The following is a 19,785-nucleotide window of genomic DNA, read 5'->3' on the forward strand; positions in this document are numbered from 1 at the left end:
AATTCGTCGTCTGTACGGCGCCGCCCGGGCCGCCAGCGCCAATCGCGACGGCTTTCGAGGCGCCGACTTGCGCGGCGGTAAACCGGCCCATGACGACGCCGCCTCCTCCACCTCCGCCGCCGCCCGCCACGGCGACTCCAACGCCCGCGCGTCCGCCGGAGCCGCCCCCGCCCGCGCCGCCGATCAAAATGACGTCGATGAATTTCATTCCCGCTGTCGGCGTATAGGTTCCGCTCGACGTAAAAGTCAGAATCTTCGTCGGGCCGCCGCTCGGAAAGGCGACTTCGCCGGTCGAGCGATCGATGACGATCGCCTCTTTCCAGGAGGCGCCGTCCGCCGATACCTTCACATGGAAATTATCGTCGCCAGCTAAGCCCGTCTCGGCGCGGCCGGACCAGTTCGACTGATAGAGCTGCGAGACCGTCTTCGCCGCGCTCTCCTTATTGAGCGTGACGCGCAGATCGCCGGCGCCGCCTTCGCCGACGCCTTTGGCGGTGAAGAGCGCGGCGTTGAGTTTGACGCTGAGCGGATTGGCGGCGTCGGCGCTCGTTCCAATTCCAAGCCGCGCCAGATTTTGCAATTCGCGCAACGACAGGCCGAGGTCGCGCCATTGCGCGCCGTCATAGAACAGCAGGAGCGACTCGGCTTCGACAAAGGCGCGCCAGCCCGCTTGCGGCGAGAGAAATGTCCAGCCGCCCGCGAGAAAGGTCGCGATCTCGCCGCTCTTTCCCATAAAGGCGCCGGTCGCTCCCGCGCCGATCAGCAGGCGCTCTCCTTCGGTTGGCGCCCCGGGCGGCGCCAATACATTGCGCTCGGCGACGGAAAGATGCGCGAGGGCGTCGATGAGCGCCAGCGCCTCATTATGCGTGACATGCTTTTGCGCCTGCGCCGCCTCGATGAAAGGCAGCGCAAGATGCGTCGTTTGCGTCATGGTCGATTCCTATTGGATCGCGAGCGTCGCCGTCAGCGGAAAGCCGCGCCCGACGGCGGCGCTGATCTGATAGAGCGAAATCGTCAGCGCGCTTTGCGGCGCGCTGAAATCGGCGAGTTCGTCGGCGGCGGGGTAAAGAAGCGAGGTCGTCTCGGCGGCAAGCGTGCGCGTCGCGCCGCCAGGCAGCGAAACATCCGCCTCATAGGCTTCGCGCGCTTCGCCAAGCGGAATGTCGAGCGTCTCCCATGCGTCGGAGTCGAGGCGCCCGCGCCTGATGAAATCGACGACGATTCCCGCCTCGATGCGCCGCGCGCGCGCTTTTGTGGGCGCATAGGGGCGCAGCGCCTTGTTCGTCGCCGCGACGGTCGGCCGCGCGAAGATCGGATCGGCGTAGTCGCGATCCGCTGGACCGATGCGATAGTCGATCGGCGCGCCGATTTCGGCGGCGCTTCGCGCGAGCGGAACAAGCGCGTCATTGAGCAGCACGACGGTCGAACCCGCCGGCGCGTCGCGCGCGGCGAGATGCTCCTCGCCGCCAAGGCCGCGAATGAGCCGCGAGAGGCGATAGGTCCTCTCGCCGACAAGCTCCGCTTGCGCGAAGGCGAAGATTTCCCATGCGCCGTCGACGCGGATCGCCATGCTCGCGCGTCCCGCGAGCGCGGCGAGATCGCCGACGGAAGCAAGTTGCCCACCCCCGAGCGCGACGGTGACGCTCGCCCCATTGTCGAAACGCGCCGCCGGACCCGCGCGCAAAATGTCGCGCGTATCGCCGATCGTCGCGCGTTTTTCGATCATTGCATAAGGCTCGAAGCCCGCCGCCGCGCCCATCCTCCAGATCGCGAGCGGCCCGGGCCAAGGATCGGCGAAGGCCGCGACATAGGAAAGCGCCGCTTCGTCGCGCGCGAGCGCGAGATCGAGAATCTCGACGCGCGGCGGCCCGAAGATTTTCGGCGAGCCGATGGGCGTGCGTGCGATGAGCGCCGCCGCCGCGTCATAGACCGAAGGATCGGCCGTTCGCGCGCGCACTTGCCGGGCCGCGCCGTCCGTGACGCTCTGAATTTGGAACAAACGGCCGCCGCCCGCTGCCCCGAGCCGGATGAGATCGCCCGCCTGCAGCGCGACGAGTCCCGGCCGCAGCGTGAATTCCGCTGTTTCGCGGCCGGACCAGAGATCCTGCAGCCAGATGTCGGCGAGCGCCTGCGCATGGGCGCGATGCGTCATCACAGCCGCCTGCGCTTCGCTCTGCCGCGCAGAGCGTCCTTCGAGCCGGCGCGACAAGACGCGCGCCATCTGAAAGTCGTTTTCCGAATCCGAATAGGAGAGGGCGATCTCATGCGGCAATTCGCTTTCCTGCGCGCGCGTCAGCGTCACGAGGGTCGCTTCCTTGCCGGCGACAAGATCGTCTTCCGTCACTTCGCCTCGAGGCTGTCCGCGCCGCTCGACGAAGCGCAGCGCGCCGCCATGGACGACGGCGTCGAAGCCGTAAAGCGCGGCGAGCGGATCGATCGCCTCGCGCGGCGACAGCGGCCGCTCCAGCACATAGCCGTCGAGAAAGCCGCTTACGTTTGGGCGCGGCGTCGCAAGGCCGGGCGCTTCGACGGCGCCGGCGAGCGCGGGCAGCAGGCGGTCGAGCGGCGTTCCTTCAAGACGCCCGTTGAGCCAATGGCCGGTCTCCCAATTCGCCGCGTCGCTCCAGGCGTCGCTTTGCGTCGGAAAAGCGGGAAAGGGCCGCGCGTCCCAGCACCAGACGTAAAGCCTCGTGGGATCGACCATGGGTCCGCCATAAAGGCTCGACGTCGGATTGCGCGCCGCGCCGCCCTGCGTCGTCGGATCGAAATGCGCGATCATCGCCTCGATGAAACGCGCCTGCATGAGATCGTCGCGGCCGTTGCGCGAGAAATAGGGAAGGCCGCCATCGCTCGACCGCGGATCGGGAAAGACGTTTGGCGCGTTCGCGCCGCGGTCGACGGCCGGACATCCTGTCTCCGTGATCCAGATCGGCTTCGATTGCGGAATCCAGGCGGTCGGCGCCGCAAGCTCAACGCCGCCGACGCGCTCGTAATGCGGCTGCGACCACCAGGAAAGAAAATCCTTTTGGCGAAACGTCCACGGCTTGCCGAGCCCGTCGGCGATCGGCGTGCGCATCTGATCGGCGCGGGCGTTCGCGTCGGCGTAGAACCAGTCATAGGCTTCGCCCGAGGCGACGCGCGATTTGAGATAGTCAAGGTCGTAAACGCTCGAAGCTTCCTGCGCGTCGAGATGGGCGTCGCCGTCGCGCCAGTCGGAGAGCGGCCAATAGACGTCGACGCCGACGAAATCGACTGAGCTTGACGCCCACAGCGGATCGAGCGGAAAGCGCGCTTCGCCGGCGACGGGAACATGCGCGCCATATTCGGTCCAGTCGGCGGCGTAGGAGATTTTCGTCGCTGCGCCGAGGATTGCTTTTGCCTCGGCGGCGAGCGCGACAAGCGCGGCGACGGCGGGATATTGCCCCGGGCCGGAGCGCACGCGCGTCAAGCCAATGAGCTCCGATCCGATCAGAAAGGCGTCGACGCCGCCCGCCGCCGCGCAGAGACTGGCGTAATGCAGGATGAAAGCGCGATAGCGCGCGAAGAAAGCGTCGAGCTGCGCCGCCGCCGCGGCGGTTCCGTCGGATGAAGCTGGGCGTCCCGGCGCGGGATCGCAACTGATGCGCCCGCGCCAGGGAAAGGGCGGTTGTCCAGCTTCCCCCGTGTAAGGGTTCGGCAGGGCATTGCCCGGCGGAATATCCATCATCACGAAAGGATAGAAGGTCACGCTCAATCCGCGCGCCTTGAGATCGGCGAGCGCGCCCGCGACCGATGCGTCGCTCGGCGTGCCGCCATAGGCGGAGCGCCCGTCGATTTGCGACACAAGTCGCGCGCTCGAACGCACCTGTCCCGCGACCGACCAGTCCGGCGGCCAGAACGGACCGAAGATGAAGCTGAACTGGCCGATCGTCTTGAAGAGCGCGTCGACGCGCGGCGCGATCGTGCAATGCTCGGCCCGCAGATCGTCGCCGAACCATGCGACGACCAGCGCGACGCTTTCGAGATTGGGACAAAGCGCCTGCAGCGCGTCGATCGAGGCGGTCCAATCCGTCGGCGCCGTCAATTGGTGGCGGTTCTCGGCGCTGGTCGCGCCCGGCGACCAGAAATTGAGTTGCAAGGACGGTTGATAACCAGCCTCCGTCGCGCCAGGAATGACGTCGATCGCGCGGATCATCGCGCCAAGGCCCGCGACCGGCTTCACCACTTCGAAGGTGAATTGTGGAATGCGATTGCCGAAGGAGGCGAGCGCCAGATCCTCGAACACGATATAGGCGAGGCCGCGATAGGCGGGCGCGTTTTCGGCGCCTTCCTTGGCGAGGATCAGCGGGTCCGGCTGCTGATCCTCGCTCCCCTTGTAGATGCGGATCGGCAGCGTCGTCATGTCGAGCTCGGAGCCGTCGGCCCAGATGCGCCTCACGAAGGCGATCGGCCCTTCGCATAGTCCGATTGCGAAATTCGCCGAATAGGAATAGGTGAAATGAATGCTGAGCGCGCCGCCTCCGCCTCCGCCCTTGCCCTGCCGCTGCGTCTGCTCGAAGGAGACGCTGACGCGTTCGAGAAAGCGCGTAGCCCAGATCATCTGGCCGCCGAGGCGCGCCCGGCCATAGATTCGCGGCACGCCGGCGCCTTCCGTGGAGGTGATCCCGTCCATGGATTTGAGCCGCGGGCCGATGGAATAGCGCGGCGACGCGTGCGGTTGCAGCGCGCTATCGATATAAGCGCCGCCGAAGCCGCCGAGCAGCCGGCCGACGGAGGAGCCTATGGGGCCGCCGACCGCGCCGCCGACGACGGAGCCGACCGTCTGCAATACGAGCGTCGCCATGAAGGTCTCTTATGGAGGCTTGCGATGTCATTCCCGACGCGCGCTATGCGCGCGATCGGGAATCCAGAACAAGTTTGAAAGACTCGCGTCGTGACGCTGGGTTCCCGATCAGACCTTCGGTCTATCGGGAATGACAGATGCGAAGCATTCAGTCCGCGACGCCGGGAAAGGCGAAGGCCGCAGCGAGGCGCTTGCGCCAATGCGGGCCAATCGCGACTTCGGCGACGCAGACCCCCGCGTGAGCGTGCGCCATATGCGTGCGCGACGTCGCGACGCCGAGATGTTTCGCCGGCAGATGATCGCGAAAGCGAAAGAGAAGAATATCGCCTTCGCGAAAGTCGCTTGTGGCGAGAGGATGGAAATGCCGATGCGCAGCCTCAAACAGCGTTTCGGCGCCAAGCGCCTCGGCCCAATCGGGCGTATAGGCGGGGGCGGCCTCCGGCTCTTCGCCCATGACGTCGCGCCAGACGCCCCGCACGAGCCCCAAGCAATCGCAGCCGACATGGATGAGCGAAGCCTGATGCGCGTAGGGCGTGCCAAGCCAGCGCCGCGCGGCGACGACGATCTCGGCGCGCGCGATCATCGAAAGAAACTCCCGCCGTCCATCGCCGGCGCGAGCGAGCTCGGATAGGCGATGACGCGATCATTGCCGGGCATATGCGGAAAGCCGCGGAAATTGACGATATTGCCGAATTTCGCCTGGCAGCTTGTCGGCGATTTGTCGCAGCCCGCCGTCAGCAGAACGGCGTCGCTTGGAAGTATCGCGCCGCCCGGCGGCGTCCACAGCGCGATAGAGGCGCGCAGATCGTCCTGCCGATGCGACTTCACCGTAAAACGCGCGCCGGCGTTTTCGCCGCTATTGAAGATCAGCGCGCCACCCGCGAAAAAGCCGCTGTCGAAAGATTGGGAAAGATCCATTTCGATGACGCCGCCGGCGAAGGCTATGATGGCGCCTGTCGCGTGAAATCCCGACGCCATGACATTAAAGCCGCAGCGCGCGTCGCCAAGGTCGGCGGCGCAATGGCGCTGAAAGGCGCGGCCCTGCTGCTGATCGAAGACATGGGCGCCCGAACGCAGCTCCGCCGCGAAGGCCTTTTCGCCGCGCCGCACTTCGCCGATGGTCGCGACGTCGAGAAGCGCGCGATCCGTCGCATCCGTCCAATCGACGAGCCATGTTTCGACCGACGCGCCGTCATAGAGTCCGTTCAAAAGATCGGTCTCCGTAAGACTGTCGTCGCTCAAGGCGCCTGCCGCTTCGCCCTTCCCCGGCGAAAGGCCGACGTTCGTCTCGAGTTGAGAAGCGGAAAGGCCGCGCCCCGCGCGAAAGGTCACGCCGTTGAAAGTCAGATCGCGGTCATGGTCGGTGAAGCCCATCACCGTTCCGTCATTGCGCGCGAGGCGCCAGCAATGGCAAAAGGTCGTCGCGCGCCGGTCGAGCTTCTCCTGCAGGGAAGGGGAAAGCGAGAGCATCATAGTTCCTTTACGGGACGATCTCGATCACCGGGATATTCGGGATCGCGCCGGCCTCGAAGGCCTGCATGTCGATTTCGAGAAAATCCGTATCGAAGCGAACGGGGACGTCGAAAAGATAGCCGGCGGTGACGGCGGCGCCTCCCGGCGGAACGGCGCCAGGCGCAAAGGTCACAATTCCCGTCGTCGGATCGACGCTCGCCTCGAGCGGCGTTTTTTCGACGCCGTCGACCGCGACGCGCATGCTGCCGGCGACGGGCTTTGCGATCTCGCGCGCATAGGCCGAAAAGGCGCCGCCGTAAGTCTTGATAAGCTGAAAGGTCGTCCGCGCGCCGTCGCCAGTCCCAATCCTCTGATCCATCGCGCTTGGCGTCGCGCCCGGGGCGCAGGAGGCGCAATCGGCGCGGTCGCGCCAGCGAAAGCCGTAAAGCCGGCCGCGCCGCTCCTCGAAGAATTCGATGATCTCAGCAAGCTGGCCGAGACTCTTGACGCCGTAGCCCGCCTCATAGCGTCGGCGCGAATGCGCCCAGCGGGCGTTGCGCGCTTCGCGATTGGAGCCGAGCGTCACGATCTCCGTGCGCCGCTCCGGGCCGCCGCGCCCGCCGAGCGACACGTCGAGCGGAAAGCGTATTTCGTGAAAATCGCTCATGCGGCGCGTATCCGTTTAGAGATTGCGCTGGCCGCGCGCGACGGCGCGCGCCAGCGCGCCGGTGATCTGCGCCTCGGAACGGCGAAAGCTCTCGATGTCCTGCGCGGCGATATTGACCGTGACATTCACCGGACGCGCGCCGGCGTTTTGGGAGACGACGCCGAGACGCCCATCGGACCCACGCGCGAGCGGCATGATCGCTTCGGCGCCGCGCTCTCCCACGAGGCCGACGGCGCCCCCGCTCGAAAAATAGGCGGGGCTCGCCACCACGCCGCCCTGAGCGAAGGGCGCGACAGGCGCCCCGCCGCTAAAGGCGCCCGAGAACATGCCGCTCAGACCGCTTGCCAATCCTTCCGTAAGCGCCTTGGCGCCCGCGCGCAGCGCCATGCGCGCGAGCGATTGCGCGATCGTCCCCAGCACGTCGTTGAAGCTCCTGCCGCTCGCCGTCGCGGAAACGAAGCTTGTGGCCAGCGTTTTCGAGACATTCCCCGCCGAGACATTGATCTGATCCAGCAGCAGCTTTGTTGTTTGCAGATCCTGCGTCGCGAAACGTTCGTTCGCGCCCGGCGCGTTGAAGGGGTCGGGAAAATGATCGGCGTTCGAAGCCACGTTTCAGCTCCTTAATCCGGAAAGCGGCGCATCAATTCGTCTAATGTCGCGCGCGCGGGCGCGCCGGGCGCTGGGCCGTAGACGCCCTCGGCGGCGAAGAAGAGTTCGCGCGGCGTCATCGACCAGAAGTCGCGTGGAGAAAGCCGCAGGACGCCGAACCCGAAGGCCATGGCGCGCGTAAAGGGGAAAGGCGGGCGCGCTTCGCGCGCGCGTCCTACGGCTTCGGAGGGTTTGACGTATTCTCCTCGGGCGCCTCGCCGAAGGTCGCGGCGAGAAGATCGGCCGCGATGCGCACATAGCCCGCAAGGCCGCCCGAAACTTTCATGGCGGCGACGTCGTCGTCGCTTAGCTGATGCCCAGCGCCGCGAAGGCCGCAGGCGATGATGCGCAGAATGTCGCGCGCCGAAAGCCGCCTTTCCTCGAAACGGCCGGCGAGCGCGACGAGATCGCTCGCGCCCAATCCGCTTTCGAGTTCGGCGAGCGCGCCGAGCGTCAGGCAGAGCGTATAGCTCTTGCCGTCGATGATCGCGTCGATTTCGCCGCGTCTGCTATTCGCCATCGTTTCCTCACAGAGCGGAGAAGGCGAGCGCGCCTGCCGATTCGAGCGAAATATCGAAGGTCACTTCGCCCGCGTGCTCGCCGCGATAGTCGAGATTGGCGATCTGGAACGGGCCAGAGAGAACGCCGAAACCGGGAATGACGATCTGCCAATCGCGCAGCAGCCCGTCGAAGAAAGTCTGGCGCAACAAGGCGTCGGAGGCCTGATCCTTGAAGACGCCGGTTCCAGATAGGCTCGCGCGCTTGACGCCGGCGCCGTCCAGCAATTCGCGCCAGCGCCCGCTCGACTCGGCGTCGGTGACGTCGACCGTGTCGGCGTTGAGCGCGAGGCGCCTGGTGCGCAGGCCGGCGACAGTGACGAAGCTCGCGCCGTCGCTGATTTTCAAGAGAAGGTCCTTGCCTTTCTGGGCGGCCATTGTCGGGCTCCGGGAAATTTAGAGATATTCGGTGACAGCGCGGAAGCGCATGTTGACGCGGGCGAAGCGGCCAGATTGCTCGCGTCGCGTCTCGAGAGAAAGAAAGCGAAGGTCGATCAGTCGATTGTCCTGCAGAACAAGCGGCGCCTCGTCGAGGAGATCGACGATGCGCTGCGCGCGTTCCAGCGCTTCGCTCAATCCCCGCAGCGTCGAGACGAGGCCGAGGACGAATATCTGCTCGGCGCCGCGCGAGAGATCGGCGGACCAGTCGCGCATTTGCGATTCGCCAAAGACCGCATAGGGCGGCTCGGCGCCGCGCGGCGCCTCGTCGAAAATCTTCTCGCCAAGCTCCGCCGCAAAGCCGGCGTCGGCGAGGAGATATGCGCGGATCGCCTTGCGCAACGCGAGGACGGGCGACGTGCTCATGTCACGAAATCTCTTCGCATTGGCACTGAAGAAAGCGGCGGCCGTCATCGGGATCGAAGACGGCGCGAATGGCGAGCCTGCGCCCGCGATGGAGAAAGCGCATGCCGCTTGTCACGCCCGCGCGCCAGCGGATCGTCACGACATGGCCAACCGTCTGCTCAAGCCGTTCTTCGACAAAATCCTCACGCGCGCCACTGGGCGCGATGCGCGCCCAAAGCTGCGCGACCGGCGCATAGCTTTGCGAAAAGCCGCCGGCGCCGTCGGGCGCATCTATGGGCGCCTCGAGCGTCACGCGCTGGCGCAAAGCGCCGATCGTCGCGCGCGCGCTCATATCAGCCGCTCGCGGCGAAAGGGCAGGGCAAGCTGCGCGACCGCTTTTGGCGGGGCGTCGTCGCTCACGTCGCCGCGCTTCTCGCGCCAATGCGCGACAAGCAAGAGGATGGCGCGGCGCAGCGGCTCGGGCGTATCGCTTGCGAGCGCGCCATAGCCGACGGCGAAGTCGATTTCGATCCCGTCTGTCGCGCGCCCCGGCGCGGCCGGCGACGCCTTAAAGAAGATTCGTCCGGCCTCGCTCGCGGCAGGCGCGCGATACGTCTGCGCCTCGATCGTCTGGGCTGCGTCGTTTGCGTCATAAACGCGGATCGCGGTCGCGGCGCGAAAGGGCGCGAAGGGAATGCAAAGCGTTGCGTTAGAGGCGACCGATTTCGGCCAGCAGTCGAGAGTCAGGCGCCAGCTTTGGGTGACGAAGAAGCGCCGCGTATAGGCCTCTAACGTCATCCGCGCCGCGACGATGAGCGTCTGGATCAATTCGTCCTCGTCGGCGCCGTCTTCGCGTAGCCAGGATTTTGCCTCAGTGAGCGAGACGGGTTCGATCGCCGGCGCGCCGATCAGCATGGGTCGCATCGCGCTTCCTGCCTTTTGGGGGAAAGAGAAAGGCCGCGACGCTTTCGTCGCGGCCTCGAAGATTGCGCGCGGAGCGGCTTACGACGCCGCGAATTTCAACAGCTTGATCGCCTCGAAATTCTGCACGCCGCCGCCGACGCGCTTTGTCGTATAAAAGAGGACATAGGGCTTCGCCGAATAGGGATCGCGCAGCACGCGAATGCCGACGCGGTCGACGACCACATAGCCGCGCTCGAAATCGCCGAAGGCGATGGAGAGCGAATTCGCCGCGGGATCGGGCATGTCCTCGGCTTCGACAACCGGGAAGTTCATCAGCGAGGCGCTAGCGTCGGCGGTCGCGGGCGGCGCCCAGATGTAATCGCCCGTCGTCGTCTTGAACTGACGCACGAGCGATTGCGCCCGCCTTCCCATGACGAATTTGCCGTTCTGGCGGAAGCCCGCGCGCAATGCGTAAACAAGATTGACCAGCGCGTCGGAAGGATCGGTCGCGGCGAAAGCGCCGGCGGCGCCTGTCGGCACATAGCCGATATTGCCCCAGCTCCAGCTCGCGTCGGCGACAGTCGTATAGGAGAGAAAGCCCTTAGGCTTATTGACGCCGTCGCCAGTAACGAATGCGGCGCCTTCCTGTTCGGCGAAGGCGGTCTGCACTTCCTCGGCGATCCATTGCTCAATGTCGACGACGGCGTCGTCGAGCAGCGCCTGCGTCGCCGCCGGCATGGCGTAAAGCTCCATCGCCGGAAAACTCATGTCGGCGAGCTGCTGATTATTGGTCTGGGGACGCGGATCCGCTTCCGCGACCCATCCCGCTGCGGGCCCCGTGGTCGAAAAGGCGCGGCGCAGCGAGGCGCTCGAAATTTCCCGCACGCTCGCGATCGCGCGGATCGGCGAGAGTTTGGCGAGGCGGCGCAGAATTTCACGCTCCGCCGGGATGGGCACGAGATAGCCGCCGTCGGGGCCGGAGCCGCGCGACAGCGCTTTGGCTTCGAGCGCCTTGAGGCCGCTCGCTTCGCCGGAGCGCATATAATGATTAAAGGCGCTCTTATGTTCGCGCCCGCTCTGGTCGTCGACGAGCTTGCCGCCGAGGCGTGGGCGCGACATTTCGAGCGCCAGGCGATCGAGCCGGCTCTTGGTGTCGTCGAGCGCCTGGTCGATGCGCGCGAGCTTTTCATCGGTCACGACATCGGCGCCGAGCCGGCTTTCGAGCTGCGCCAGGCGCTCGTCGTTGGTTTCCTTGAAGGCGCTGAAGGCGCGGTTGAGATCGGCGAGAATTTCTTCGCCGGCGGCTTTGGTCTCAAGTGCTGACATAGATGTGCCTCGTGGCGGTTGTCGGTTGCGCGTGCGAACATCCCCCGCGCGGCTCGGGCCGTCGGGCGATGTTTCGCGTTTTTAAAAAGCCGTCTTGATAGGCAAGTCCGCGCCTGACGGCGAGGCGCGGATCGATCGTTCAGCGCGGTCGAGAGAGCCGGCGCAGCGCCTGCGTCATTTCGAGCGCCGCCTGTTGCGCCTTCAGGCGCGCGAGCTTCGCGCCAAGCGCCTCGACGCGTGGCGCCTCGCGACGGGTCTCTTTCACCGCGCCGATGCGCGCCTGCGGCAGCATGGGAAAAGTGACGATGGAGATTTCCCACAGATCGATTTCGTGCAAGCGGCGGAGCCCCGTCGATTTTTCGGTCGTCGCACGCAACGTGCGAAAGCCGATGGAGAGGCCGTCGATCGCGCCCTTGCGCATCAGCGACAAAGCCTCGCGCGCCCGCGCCACGGAAAGATCGAGTCGGCCTTCAACTTTGAGTCCGCGCGAATCTTCGTCGATCGAGGTCCAAAGGCCGATCGGCTCCGCGGCCTGATGCTGCCACAGCATTTTCACGCTTGACGCGCCGCGTTTGATGAGCGAACGCGCGAAGGCGCCCGCCATCACCATGTCGCCGCCGGAATCGACGATTCCGAAAAGGCTCGCGTAACCGGAAAAGACGCCCGCCTCATTCGCTTGCGAAAGCGGCAGGTCGAGGCGCTTGGTTTCGGGCGCGCCGACGTCGAATGTCTTTATGCGTGGCGCCGGCATCAGCTCTTCTCCGCCTGGGCGCCGAGCTGCGTTTGGCTCGCCGTGCGCGCCTCGGCGCCCAATCGCGCGAGCAATTCGACGAAGGTCCTGAAGACCGTTGACGGGTCTTCGCGCCGTCGTGCCGCCCGCCGCGGGCGGGCGCGTCTCATTATCTGCGGCGGCCATTTTCTTTGCGTCATGGATCGCTCCTGAAATGACGGTTGAAACGCGCGAGTTCGCGCACGAAGGCGTCGAGTCGGCGCGTCGCCTCGCCGAGTTCCCGCATGGCGAGATAGGCTTGCGCGGTCGCCGCGCAGGCCCAGAGGAACAGCGCGAGATGCGCGAGATCGCCGCGCTCCAATATGGCGTTCAGAATGTCGGACATGGGGTGCGTTCGTATTTCCGGTGTGCGGCGCATGTGTCGCGCCATTCCCGACGCGCGCTCCGCGCGCGCTCGGAAATTAGGACCAGCCAGGCCTGAAAGCTCTTCTGCATGCGCGCGACGAGCGGCAGCACGGTCTGGCGCCAGAAGGCGCGATTGGCTTCAGTGTAATTGCTGAAGGTGTTGTCGCCGGGCAGGCCCAGCAGCAGCGGCGGCACGCCGAAGGCGAGCGCGATCTCGCGCGCGGCGCCCGCCTCCTTCGCGTGCTCTCCGTCGAAGCTATTTTTCCGGCGGAACGTCCTGCTCGACCAATTTACGCAAGTATTTTAGAAACTCGACGCAGCTACCCTCGTCGCCCCAAAAGGGCAGGACCTCAGCCTTGCTCTTCAGCCAGATTTCTCTCAGCTGCGTTTCGTCATATCTGCCGTCGGTCAGCTCTTTCATATAATCCTTGAGAGCCTGTCGCTCTGCCGGCGAGTATGAGTAAAGGGCGTTATGCACCAGTTCTTCGGGAGTATCGTATTCCGGGTCCAGGTCCTGGTGAAAAAAGATTGTGAGTTGCTGAAATACGTCAGGAAGCTTCATAGCTGCACCCTAGTCTGGATTGATGGGGTATGCCGTGAAAATCCGAAAGCCTCTTGTCGACTCTCGATCGCGTTTGATGAGAACGCGCACTCCGTACGTGTCCCGAATGACGATAGAGGAGTTGAATTTTGGCGCAAAAGCTTCCTTTCCCGTCGGTGTCTTGAACCAAGCCTCAAGGACCGCGTGGCTCCTACGGCCGCTGATTACATCGTCAACAACGTTGGTATTTTGGGAAAGCGCAGAGTTTACCAATTTATTCGCCGCACCCAAGGAAGGAAATGTTCCTATGCGTGGTTTCCACAATTGGAAAAGGCCGAAGCTGATTCTTGCCCTTAAGCTGCGTTGTTTCAGATTTTCATCGCTCTTTCCTACGTTCGTCGAGCGTAAGAAATGCGGCCTTGCCGACGCGTTCCCATTCGGCGGCGCGCTCGCTCGCCAAGGCTTCCAGACGGTCGGCGTTATAGTCGAGGCGAAAGGCGCCAAAGCCCGGCTGCAGCCAGGCCTGAAAGCTCTTCTGCACGCGCGCGACGAGCGGCAACACCGTTTGCCGCCAGAAGGCGCGATTGGCCTCGGCGTAATTGCTGAAGGTGTTGTCGCCGGGCAGGCCCAGGAGCAGCGGCGGCACGCCGAAGGCGAGCGCGATCTCGCGCGCGGCGCCCGCCTTCGACTCGGCAAAATCCATGTCCTTTGGCGACAGCGACAGCGCCTTCCAGTCGAGCCCGCCTTCGAGCAGCAGCGGCCGGCCGGCGTTTGTCGCGCCAGAGAAATTCTCCTCCAGCTCTTCCTTCAGCCGCGAGAATTGCTCGTCGGTGAGATGCGCGCCTTCCGGCCCCGCATAGACGAGGGCGCCGGAAGGGCGCGCGGAATTATCCAAGAGCGCCTTGTTCCAGAAGCTCGCGGGGTTACTCGCCTAAAGATCGGCTAAGCCAATCGATGCAACGAGCTAGTATGCTTCGAGAGCTCCGTCTCTCGCCGACGAAGCCTCGCGCCTCTCGTCCCAAGCGGGGAGCTTAGATCGAACTTTTCTTCTTGCCGGAGATCATATCCACCAGATCGGCTTTCGAGATTCTCTGTCCGCGATCGGTGATATGAACATAGCTGTCGGGAATATCGTCGAGGATCGCCTTGTTGACCTCCAAGCCGTTGCTCGCCAACAGGTGAGCAAGGACATATTTTGCATCGAGGACGAGCCCACTAAAGCGATCCCTTTCTTCGGCCAATGGCGCATTCTTGAGTTCTTCGATGGCTTCCATATCACGGCCCAGCCGGCGCAGATTCTCGGCAATATGTTTCGATACCGTCGCCCGGCATCGACATTCGGATTGGATGCCGCGCAGAGCGTCGATCGCCTCCTCATGGCGACCTTCGGCTGAAAGGGCGCTTGCGCGCCAGCGACCAATCTGGCTGCGCTCGTCTGAGTCGCGGCCAGGGGAGGCGTTATCGAGCACGCTGTGCAAGGCTTTCCAGTCGCCCCGGCGATAAAGCTCGCTGCAATTGTCGTGGATTTTCATCACAACCCCATTAAACGGCATTCCCGCCACACGCTGCGCTGACGAAGCCTCGTGCGCAATTTTCGACATCAGTATAGCCACCCGTCAAGCCTCGCGGTGGATTGGGCAAATCGAGAAGCTCCTCACACTGCCTTCGCGCCCACGCCCATTCTTCGGCGCAGCGTTCATCTAGAGCTAGTAAGTCATAGTCTCCGAGCCGCTTCATTGTTCCGCCGCAGCCGCATGGAGTTCGCGCCGGGCCATAGCCCACCGCCTCGCGCTGTTCGTCGAGCGTGAGGAAAGCCGCCTTGCCGACACGCTCCCATTCGGCCGCGCGTTCGCTCGTCAGCGCCTCCAGACGGTCGGCGTTATAGTCGAGGCGAAAGGCGCCAAAGCCCGGCTGCAGCCAGGCCTGAAAGCTCTTCTGCACGCGCGCGACGAGCGGCAACACCGTTTGCCGCCAGAAGGCGCGATTGGCCTCGGCGTAATTGCTGAAGGTGTTGTCGCCGGGCAGGCCCAGGAGCAGCGGCGGCACGCCGAAGGCGAGCGCGATCTCGCGCGCGGCGCCCGCCTTCGACTCGGCAAAATCCATGTCCTTTGGCGACAGCGACAGCGCCTTCCAGTCGAGCCCGCCTTCGAGCAGCAGCGGCCGGCCGGCGTTTGTCGCGCCAGAGAAATTCTCCTCCAGCTCTTCCTTCAGCCGCGAGAATTGCTCGTCGGTGAGATGCGCGCCTTCCGGCCCCGCATAGACGAGGGCGCCGGAAGGGCGCGCGGAATTATCCAAGAGCGCCTTGTTCCAGAAGCTCGCGGCGTTATGCGTGTCGAGCGCCACTTGCGCGGCGGCGAGCGGCGGAAAGCCGTAATAATCGTCGAGCGGGTTGAAGAATTTGATGTGCAGGATTGGCTCGACGCCTTCGCCGCGCATTTCGTAGCGCGCTTCCTGCCCGAGCGCGCGATAGATGAAGGCCGCGGGCCAGCCGTTGCGCCCCGCCTCAATGCTCATGCGGTCGGGGCGCAGCGCATAGAGTTCGCGCAGCGCGTCGTCGATCAGAACGGATTCGACATAGGCGTTTCCATAAAGCAGCAGATTGGCGCAGATCGTCTCGATGAAGGAGGCGCTGGTGTCGAGCGGATTGGGCCGCTCGATGAGAGAGATCAGCGGATGGTCGATCGCCTCGTCGCGGCCCTCATAGACCAGCCATGGCACCGAGGCGGCGGCCTCCGCCACCATGCGCACGCAGCGATGGCAGACGGCGTTGCGCTCATAGCCTTCGCGCGTCAGCACCGTCGAATTGCGCGCGCTCCAATGCGGCTGTCCGAGCGCATGCATGGCGAGGAGCTTCGCCGCGCGCGAATATTTGGTTTCGCGCGTCGGCGCGACCGCGCCGATGAGTCGCGAGAAGAGAGAGGGCATCGAATGGTCCTTTGAAAGGAATGCGTCTGATGCGGCGCTAAATCCCCAAGCCCCTCACCTCACCTCTCCCCGCAAGCGGGGAGAGGGGTCATCGGCGTTACGCTCTTTATTGAAAACGCGGAGCGTTCGCCGCCTCTTCTCCCCGCTTGCGGGGAGAAGTGAGATGAGGGGCCAGGGGTCTTATCCGAATGAAACGAGGCAGCGAGGCCGCTCACACCCGCCGCATGCGCGGCTCGGGCGCCTTCGGCGTTAATGCGAGCGCCGTGATCGCCCAGACCAGCGCATCGAGTCGGTCGGGACTGCGGCCGGATGAAAGTCCGTCGGCGGCGAAATCGCACATCTCGTCTTCAAGCGCCGGAAAGGCGCCGACATGTTTGACGCGGCCCTGTTCGTAAAGCTGCGCAGCCGGCGCGGCGCGCAAATATTTGCCGCGCGTCGCCCGCGTCATCGTGACGGGGACGGATGGGTCGGCTTCGTTCAATACGGCGCGCACCATTTCGCCGCCCTGATTGACCTCGGCGACAAGCGCGTCGGCGGAAAGCTTGTGATAGAGCGCGATCGCCGCGCGCGCCCATTGCGCTGGCCGCGCCGCCGACAGTGTCGCGTCGGCGAGAACGTAAAGCGCGCCCGCTTCTTCGATCCCTGCCGCCACGATTCCGCAATTGTCGGCGCGCTTGCCGGAGCTTGCCGGCGGATCGACCGCGACGACGATGCGCTTTAACGGCGGCGCCTCATGAACGCGGGCGCGCTCCAGCATGTCGCGGGTCCAGAGCGCGTCCTTGCGCTCGTCGAGGATTTCGCCGTCGAGCTCCTGTCGCCCCAATCGCGTGCCGGCATATTGCGCGACGACGCTTTCGAGAAAGGAAGGCGCGAGATTGGCGGCGTTCTCGCGCGTCAAGGCGCGGGTCACGACGCTTGTTGGATTTGCGATCAGCTCTTTCAAGAGCGGCAACGGACGCGGCGTCGTCGTCACCAGTTGGCGCGGCCAGTCGCCGAGACGCAGGCCAAATTGCAGCATGTCCCAAGTCTCCCTGGCGTAGCGCCATTTGGCGAGTTCGTCGCACCAGGCGGCGTGAAACTGCGGTCCGCGCAGGCTCTCCGGGTCTTCCGCCGAAAAGGCCTGCGCGACGGCGCCCGAGTCCCAGACGAGGCGTCGACGCGTCGTCTCCCAGCGCGGCCGCTCGCGCGGCGCATGCGCGGCGAGCAGGCCGGAGACGCCCTCGACCATCACGTCGCGCACATCCGCCGCCGTCTCGCCGACAAGCGCGATGCGGCCGAGCGGGCGCAGCGAAAATTGCGGACGCCCGAGCGCGAGGCCCTTTACCCATTCGGCGCCGGCGCGCGTCTTGCCGGCGCCGCGCCCGCCAAGGATCAGCCATGTCCGCCAGGGCAGTTCCGCTGCTGTGAGGCGAGGGGGCCATTGATCCTTGCGCGCGACGAATTCCCAATCGTTCAGGAGAGCCGCGACTTCGCGCGGCGTCAGCCCGTCGAGCGCCTCATTCAGCAGGCCCTTCGCCGCGCAGGCGCTCAAGCCGTCGACCAAGCTCCGTGCGGAGTTCGGCCAATTCGCGTGGCGGCGTGTCGCGCGCTCCGTCGCCGCCGGCTGCGTCGCTGTCATGTGTCGAGCCGTCCCGATTTTCTTCCATCTCGCGCCGCATGCGTTTCAGTTCGGCGAGCGTCTTGACGAGGCTTGCGAGCGTGCGCGCGCTCGCCTCGATGCTTTTGGGCGCATGTTTGGCGAGCGCCGTCTCGGCGCGGGCGAATTCCTGATCGACCGCCTCTTCGAGCCGGGCGATGAGCCGGCCCGTATCGCGCGGGCGTTTCGCGGGCTGCGGCGGCGCGTCCGCCGCTTTCTTGCGTGGCGCGCAGGCGGAGGCGCGCAGCGGCCAATCGTTTTGTTCGCGAAAGCGGCGGAACTGGCCGACGCTCATGCCAAGCAGAGTCAAAATTTCGCCGATCGGCGTGACGCCGGAATCGTAAAGAAGCTTCGCCTGCGCGATCTTCTCGCGCGCGGGCGGGACCGATTTGGCCGCCATCAGCCAGTCTCCGAAAAGGAGGTTTTACGACGCTTTAAAAAGCGATCCCCTCGGCCCCGAACGCGAGACGCGTCGAGAACGAGGGGATCGAGAGGGCGCGGGGAGACAGGGGAGGAGGACCCGCCGCGCCGAATTCAAGGCCGCGCCGCTCAAGCGCAATTATCGAGCATGGGCTTTTTCTACCCGAGCAGCGTCCGGCTGTCAAGGAATAAATTCCGTATCAATGAAAAAAATCCGACTCTGGCTTCACCGCCCCGCTTTCTTCGGCCAGCGCTTTGGCCAAAGCCTGATGAAATCCGCCAGATCGTCGGTCTCGACCGCGTCCTCTCCCGCTTCGACCCCGCCGGGCGCCGAGACGCCTGCGCGATGGACGCTCTCGGCATCGCCCGAGATCCGCGGACGCCAGGGCGGCCGCGGCTGGTCCGTACCGGCGAAGGCGTTTTCGTTGAGGGAATAGTAAGGAGGGATGTTTAGAAGTCTGCGTCCGCCGCCATGGCTGTTCGCGCCGAAAAACCCCTTTGATTCGGATGAGCGCCCTTTGTCAAAAGAGATTCATCGAGGCGTCGCAAGACTGCGCGCGACGAAATGGCAATATCAGCGGTTGTATCAGCGCGCGGTCGGGGTTGGCTTAACGGGGCTGATCATTGACTCTCCCGCGTGATCGGCGGGATCAATTGGGGCGCGCCGGCCGAGTCGACTCTCGGGCGGTGCGACGCTAGAGAAAGCGCTTTCTGAGGCCGGGGGGTTTCATGCGGATATTGATTGGGGCGGCGCTCTGTTGGGCGCTGGCGGGATGCAGCGTCTATATGGCGACGAAGCAGCCGGATGCCAAGAATGTCGATTTGTTTAGGGTCGGGACGCCCAGGACGCTGATGCTGGCGGAATTCGGCATGCCAGCCGCATCCGAAACCAAGAACGGCCGAACATATGAGATTTTCAAATTTGTGAACGGCTATTCCGCTGGGGCGAAGGCGGGGCGCGCCGTTTTTCACGGCGCCGCCGACATTGTGACGCTGGGGTTATGGGAAGTCGTGGGGACCCCGACGGAAGGCGTATTTTTCACCGGCGATGAGATGGTCTTCCGAGTGAGGTACGACAAGGACGACCTGATCGACGAAGTGGTCGTGCTGAAGAGGCCGTGAGCGATGAACCTTCCGCGCAAGCTTTTGCCGCGGTGAGGCGAGACGGATGTCCAGACTCTCCAGTCTCAAGCGTCCCCCACTGGGCCGCTGTCGCGTTGAATCCGCCAACAACCGTCAGGGAGACGATTTGCCGTGCGCGGCGCTCACGTCGGCCTTTGGCTGAGTTTGCAAAGTGCAATATTCGGAATAAATTCCGCATAGCAGAAAAAATCCGACTCTGGCTTCACCACCGCGCCTTCTTCGGCCAACGCTTTGGCCAAAGCCTGATGAAATCCGGCAGATCGTCGGTCTCGACCGTGCCCTCGCTCGCCTCGACCCGGCCGCGCACCGAGACGCCGGCGCGATGAACGCTCTCGGCATCCCCTGAGATCAGCGGATGCCAGGGCGGAAGCGGCTTGCCCTGAAAGCGCAGAAGATAGGCGCAGGTCGGCGGCAGCCAGCGAATTTTTTCGAGTTTTTTGAGCGTGAGCCGCACGCAGTCCGGCACGAATGTGCGCCGATGCGGATAATCGCCGCAGCGGCAGCTTTCCTGGTCGAGCAATTTGCAGGCGACGCTCGTATGGTGGATCGCGCCCGTATCCTCGTCTTCGAGCTTGACGAGGCAGCAGCGGCCACAGCCGTCGCACAGCTTCTCCCATTCGGCGCGGGTAAGGTCCGAAAGCGGCTTCTCCCAGAAGGGCGTCTCGGCGCGCATCTTTAGGCCGACCTCGCCATTTTCGCCTTTTTTCCTCGCCATCCTGTAGAAAATCGACTTGCGTTTCGTCCGATGGCGACCATAACGCAATTGGGCGTGGGAGGAACCGTCGTCAAGACGGCCGAAAAAGTGCTAAAGTCCACGCTCGCCCGTC

Annotated in this window: 22 protein-coding genes and 4 pseudogenes; 1 reads left to right on the forward strand and 25 read right to left on the reverse strand. The window is 64.7% G+C overall.

Annotated features, from left to right (window positions below):
- The 24 genes and pseudogenes from V3H18_RS12725 to V3H18_RS12835 all read right to left on the reverse strand — a co-directional run.
- Positions 1 to 931: DUF2793 domain-containing protein (locus V3H18_RS12725; protein WP_332082448.1), on the reverse strand; the 931-nt coding region annotated here is incomplete at its 3' end.
- Between the two features lie 9 nt (positions 932 to 940).
- Positions 941 to 4,822: a baseplate multidomain protein megatron gene (locus V3H18_RS12730; RefSeq protein ID WP_332082449.1), complete on the reverse strand. Its 3,882-nt coding sequence runs from the start codon at positions 4,820 to 4,822 to the stop codon at positions 941 to 943.
- A gap of 148 nt (positions 4,823 to 4,970) precedes the next feature.
- Complete coding sequence (locus V3H18_RS12735; protein ID WP_332082450.1) at positions 4,971 to 5,405, reverse strand: NlpC/P60 family protein; 435 nt, start codon at positions 5,403 to 5,405, stop codon at positions 4,971 to 4,973.
- A complete protein-coding gene (locus V3H18_RS12740; RefSeq protein WP_332082451.1) occupies positions 5,402 to 6,292 on the reverse strand; it encodes a DUF2163 domain-containing protein in 891 nt (296 codons plus the stop codon). The genes V3H18_RS12735 and V3H18_RS12740 overlap by 4 nt, the downstream gene beginning before the upstream one ends.
- Before the next feature lie 10 nt (positions 6,293 to 6,302).
- Complete coding sequence (locus tag V3H18_RS12745; protein WP_332082452.1) at positions 6,303 to 6,941, reverse strand: DUF2460 domain-containing protein; 639 nt, start codon at positions 6,939 to 6,941, stop codon at positions 6,303 to 6,305.
- A gap of 15 nt (positions 6,942 to 6,956) precedes the next feature.
- A complete protein-coding gene (locus V3H18_RS12750) occupies positions 6,957 to 7,550 on the reverse strand; it encodes a phage tail tape measure protein (RefSeq protein WP_332082453.1) in 594 nt (197 codons plus the stop codon).
- An 11-nt stretch (positions 7,551 to 7,561) separates the two neighbouring features.
- Positions 7,562 to 7,741 (reverse strand): annotated as a pseudogene (locus V3H18_RS12755) (rcc01693 family protein); the annotation flags it as partial.
- A gap of 23 nt (positions 7,742 to 7,764) precedes the next feature.
- Entirely contained in the window at positions 7,765 to 8,109 is a 345-nt protein-coding gene (locus V3H18_RS12760) for a gene transfer agent family protein (RefSeq protein WP_332082454.1), read from the reverse strand.
- A 7-nt stretch (positions 8,110 to 8,116) separates the two neighbouring features.
- Positions 8,117 to 8,524, reverse strand: coding sequence for a phage major tail protein, TP901-1 family (locus tag V3H18_RS12765; RefSeq protein ID WP_332082455.1), 408 nt, complete (start codon positions 8,522 to 8,524; stop codon positions 8,117 to 8,119).
- Between the two features lie 18 nt (positions 8,525 to 8,542).
- Positions 8,543 to 8,950: a DUF3168 domain-containing protein gene (locus V3H18_RS12770; protein ID WP_332082456.1), complete on the reverse strand. Its 408-nt coding sequence runs from the start codon at positions 8,948 to 8,950 to the stop codon at positions 8,543 to 8,545.
- Between the two features lies 1 nt (position 8,951).
- A complete protein-coding gene (locus tag V3H18_RS12775; protein WP_332082457.1) occupies positions 8,952 to 9,281 on the reverse strand; it encodes a phage head closure protein in 330 nt (109 codons plus the stop codon).
- A complete protein-coding gene (locus V3H18_RS12780; RefSeq protein WP_332082458.1) occupies positions 9,278 to 9,853 on the reverse strand; it encodes a head-tail connector protein in 576 nt (191 codons plus the stop codon). Before V3H18_RS12780 ends, V3H18_RS12775 begins: the two co-directional genes overlap by 4 nt.
- 78 nt (positions 9,854 to 9,931) lie before the next feature.
- A complete protein-coding gene (locus V3H18_RS12785) occupies positions 9,932 to 11,158 on the reverse strand; it encodes a phage major capsid protein (protein WP_332082459.1) in 1,227 nt (408 codons plus the stop codon).
- Between the two features lie 139 nt (positions 11,159 to 11,297).
- Positions 11,298 to 11,909: an HK97 family phage prohead protease gene (locus tag V3H18_RS12790; RefSeq protein ID WP_332082460.1), complete on the reverse strand. Its 612-nt coding sequence runs from the start codon at positions 11,907 to 11,909 to the stop codon at positions 11,298 to 11,300.
- On the reverse strand, positions 11,909 to 12,088 hold the full coding sequence (locus V3H18_RS12795) for a histidine kinase (protein ID WP_332082461.1): 180 nt from the start codon (positions 12,086 to 12,088) through the stop codon (positions 11,909 to 11,911). Before V3H18_RS12795 ends, V3H18_RS12790 begins: the two co-directional genes overlap by 1 nt.
- The gene (locus V3H18_RS12800) at positions 12,085 to 12,273 is read right to left on the reverse strand and encodes a hypothetical protein (protein ID WP_332082462.1); all 189 of its coding nucleotides are present in this window, start codon (positions 12,271 to 12,273) and stop codon (positions 12,085 to 12,087) included. Before V3H18_RS12800 ends, V3H18_RS12795 begins: the two co-directional genes overlap by 4 nt.
- 83 nt (positions 12,274 to 12,356) lie before the next feature.
- Positions 12,357 to 12,527, reverse strand: a pseudogene (locus tag V3H18_RS16680) (phage portal protein); the annotation flags it as partial.
- 22 nt (positions 12,528 to 12,549) lie between these two features.
- Positions 12,550 to 12,855, reverse strand: coding sequence for a contact-dependent growth inhibition system immunity protein (locus V3H18_RS12810; protein WP_332082463.1), 306 nt, complete (start codon positions 12,853 to 12,855; stop codon positions 12,550 to 12,552).
- 9 nt (positions 12,856 to 12,864) lie between these two features.
- On the reverse strand, positions 12,865 to 13,317 hold the full coding sequence (locus V3H18_RS16685; RefSeq protein WP_408631787.1) for an RNase A-like domain-containing protein: 453 nt from the start codon (positions 13,315 to 13,317) through the stop codon (positions 12,865 to 12,867).
- A pseudogene (locus V3H18_RS12815) lies at positions 13,211 to 13,759 on the reverse strand (phage portal protein); the annotation flags it as partial. The pseudogene V3H18_RS12815 and the gene V3H18_RS16685, both read right to left, overlap by 107 nt.
- A 106-nt stretch (positions 13,760 to 13,865) precedes the next feature.
- Positions 13,866 to 14,435 (reverse strand): hypothetical protein, encoded by a 570-nt coding sequence (locus V3H18_RS12820; protein ID WP_332082477.1) that lies wholly within the window; start codon positions 14,433 to 14,435, stop codon positions 13,866 to 13,868.
- A 166-nt stretch (positions 14,436 to 14,601) separates the two neighbouring features.
- A pseudogene (locus V3H18_RS12825) lies at positions 14,602 to 15,759 on the reverse strand (phage portal protein); the annotation flags it as partial.
- Between the two features lie 211 nt (positions 15,760 to 15,970).
- Positions 15,971 to 17,290: a DNA-packaging protein gene (locus tag V3H18_RS12830; RefSeq protein ID WP_332082464.1), complete on the reverse strand. Its 1,320-nt coding sequence runs from the start codon at positions 17,288 to 17,290 to the stop codon at positions 15,971 to 15,973.
- Positions 17,256 to 17,795: a hypothetical protein gene (locus V3H18_RS12835; RefSeq protein WP_332082465.1), complete on the reverse strand. Its 540-nt coding sequence runs from the start codon at positions 17,793 to 17,795 to the stop codon at positions 17,256 to 17,258. Before V3H18_RS12835 ends, V3H18_RS12830 begins: the two co-directional genes overlap by 35 nt.
- A gap of 749 nt (positions 17,796 to 18,544) precedes the next feature.
- On the opposite strand from V3H18_RS12835, the gene V3H18_RS12840 reads away from it, so the two are divergent.
- Positions 18,545 to 18,937 (forward strand): hypothetical protein, encoded by a 393-nt coding sequence (locus tag V3H18_RS12840; protein ID WP_332082466.1) that lies wholly within the window; start codon positions 18,545 to 18,547, stop codon positions 18,935 to 18,937.
- A gap of 223 nt (positions 18,938 to 19,160) precedes the next feature.
- On the opposite strand, the gene V3H18_RS12845 is transcribed toward V3H18_RS12840, so the two are convergent.
- The gene (locus tag V3H18_RS12845; protein WP_332082467.1) at positions 19,161 to 19,673 is read right to left on the reverse strand and encodes a YcgN family cysteine cluster protein; all 513 of its coding nucleotides are present in this window, start codon (positions 19,671 to 19,673) and stop codon (positions 19,161 to 19,163) included.
- Positions 19,674 to 19,785 lie beyond the last annotated feature (112 nt).

The sequence above is a fragment of the Methylocystis borbori genome, assembly GCF_036576025.1.
GTDB classification, from domain to species: Bacteria; Pseudomonadota; Alphaproteobacteria; order Rhizobiales; family Beijerinckiaceae; genus Methylocystis; species Methylocystis borbori.

What these genes read in the sequence shown, in the direction of transcription:
- V3H18_RS12730 (WP_332082449.1), bottom strand. Translation starts at nt 4,822, where the DNA reads ATGGCGACGCTCGTATTGCAGACGGTCGGCTCCGTCGTCGGCGGCGCG.
- V3H18_RS12735 (WP_332082450.1), bottom strand. Translation starts at nt 5,405, where the DNA reads ATGATCGCGCGCGCCGAGATCGTCGTCGCCGCGCGGCGCTGGCTTGGC.
- V3H18_RS12740 (WP_332082451.1), bottom strand. Translation starts at nt 6,292, where the DNA reads ATGCTCTCGCTTTCCCCTTCCCTGCAGGAGAAGCTCGACCGGCGCGCG.
- V3H18_RS12745 (WP_332082452.1), bottom strand. Translation starts at nt 6,941, where the DNA reads ATGAGCGATTTTCACGAAATACGCTTTCCGCTCGACGTGTCGCTCGGC.
- V3H18_RS12760 (WP_332082454.1), bottom strand. Translation starts at nt 8,109, where the DNA reads ATGGCGAATAGCAGACGCGGCGAAATCGACGCGATCATCGACGGCAAG.
- V3H18_RS12765 (WP_332082455.1), bottom strand. Translation starts at nt 8,524, where the DNA reads ATGGCCGCCCAGAAAGGCAAGGACCTTCTCTTGAAAATCAGCGACGGC.
- V3H18_RS12770 (WP_332082456.1), bottom strand. Translation starts at nt 8,950, where the DNA reads ATGAGCACGTCGCCCGTCCTCGCGTTGCGCAAGGCGATCCGCGCATAT.
- V3H18_RS12775 (WP_332082457.1), bottom strand. Translation starts at nt 9,281, where the DNA reads ATGAGCGCGCGCGCGACGATCGGCGCTTTGCGCCAGCGCGTGACGCTC.
- V3H18_RS12780 (WP_332082458.1), bottom strand. Translation starts at nt 9,853, where the DNA reads ATGCGACCCATGCTGATCGGCGCGCCGGCGATCGAACCCGTCTCGCTC.
- V3H18_RS12785 (WP_332082459.1), bottom strand. Translation starts at nt 11,158, where the DNA reads ATGTCAGCACTTGAGACCAAAGCCGCCGGCGAAGAAATTCTCGCCGAT.
- V3H18_RS12790 (WP_332082460.1), bottom strand. Translation starts at nt 11,909, where the DNA reads ATGCCGGCGCCACGCATAAAGACATTCGACGTCGGCGCGCCCGAAACC.
- V3H18_RS12795 (WP_332082461.1), bottom strand. Translation starts at nt 12,088, where the DNA reads ATGACGCAAAGAAAATGGCCGCCGCAGATAATGAGACGCGCCCGCCCG.
- V3H18_RS12800 (WP_332082462.1), bottom strand. Translation starts at nt 12,273, where the DNA reads ATGTCCGACATTCTGAACGCCATATTGGAGCGCGGCGATCTCGCGCAT.
- V3H18_RS12810 (WP_332082463.1), bottom strand. Translation starts at nt 12,855, where the DNA reads ATGAAGCTTCCTGACGTATTTCAGCAACTCACAATCTTTTTTCACCAG.
- V3H18_RS12820 (WP_332082477.1), bottom strand. Translation starts at nt 14,435, where the DNA reads ATGTCGAAAATTGCGCACGAGGCTTCGTCAGCGCAGCGTGTGGCGGGA.
- V3H18_RS12835 (WP_332082465.1), bottom strand. Translation starts at nt 17,795, where the DNA reads ATGGCGGCCAAATCGGTCCCGCCCGCGCGCGAGAAGATCGCGCAGGCG.
- V3H18_RS12840 (WP_332082466.1), top strand. Translation starts at nt 18,545, where the DNA reads ATGCGGATATTGATTGGGGCGGCGCTCTGTTGGGCGCTGGCGGGATGC.
- V3H18_RS12845 (WP_332082467.1), bottom strand. Translation starts at nt 19,673, where the DNA reads ATGGCGAGGAAAAAAGGCGAAAATGGCGAGGTCGGCCTAAAGATGCGC.